General features: G+C 69.5%; 1 protein-coding gene. It reads left to right on the plus strand.

The window, feature by feature from the left end; all coding sequences use genetic code 11:
- The first annotated feature begins 252 nt into the window (after positions 1–252).
- Positions 253–807, plus strand: coding sequence for a F0F1 ATP synthase subunit B (locus K6I34_RS37390; RefSeq protein ID WP_229332461.1), 555 nt, complete (start codon positions 253–255; stop codon positions 805–807).
- The last annotated feature ends 204 nt before the right edge of the window (positions 808–1011 follow it).

A 1011-nucleotide genomic window follows, 5' to 3' on the forward strand; every position in this document is an offset into this window, starting at 1 on the left:
GGTGGCGGCGGATGTCGGGTGACGGCCACGGGCAAGGCTGTGCCCCTTTTGGGTTGTTTTCTGGGGTGCGTCGCGCGCTCTGGGCGGGCGTGAGCGGGCAGTAACTGCGCCAAGTTACTGGCGCCGCACGGTCGGTGACCGGGGTCCGGCAGGCTTTCGCCCGATGGTGGTATCCGTACGACGGTGGGGAGTTGGGTCTGCTAATGGGGTGCGAGGCGGACTTCCGGCTCGGCGTCGACTAATCTGCACCCCATGGCCATGAACTTTCTCGCTCTCGACGTAGGGCCGCTCAAGCCCGAGCCTGCGCCGCTCGTGCTCGGGGCCGTCCTGTTCTTCATCCTTTTCGCCGTGATGGCGAAGGTGATCCTGCCCCGGATCAACAAGGTGCTCGTGGAGCGCGAGGAGGCCACCGACGGCCGCTTCGACGAGGCGGAGTCGACGCGGGCCGAGGCCGCGCGTGTGCACGCCGAGTACCAGGAGCTGCTGGCGGAGGCCCGGCACGAGGCCGCGCGGCTGCGCCAGGAGTCGCTGGAGGAGGGCAACAAGATCATCGCCGAGCTGCGGGCCGAGGGCCAGAAGCAGCGCGAGGAGATCATCTCCGCCGGTCACGCGGTGATCGACGCCGAGCGCGCGGTCGCCGAGGCCGAGCTGCGGGAGCAGGTCGGTGTGCTGGCGACGGAGCTGGCGGGCCGGATCGTCGGCGAGTCGGTCGCGGAGCACGCCCGCGAGTCCGGCATGATCGACCGTTTCCTGGAGGAGCTGCGGACGGCGGAGCCGTCGGACGCGGTGAGCGACAAGCGCGACTGACGTCGTACGGCGCGCGGCGCCGTGGAGCGTATGAGGCTCCTGTGACCCGGAGAGGGTCACAGGAGCCTCTTTGTGTTCCCGTGGTGTTCCCGTGACGTTCCCGTGCGGACGGGTGCGTTCGGATGCGGGCGGGTTACGGGTGTGTGGTCCTGATCTTCAGGGCGCGGCGGAGGTCGTCGAGCTGGTCGACGAGCTTGCGGCTGG

Origin of the sequence: Streptomyces sp. UNOC14_S4 (assembly GCF_020740835.1) — a bacterium.
Lineage (GTDB): Bacteria > Actinomycetota > Actinomycetes > Streptomycetales > Streptomycetaceae > Streptomyces.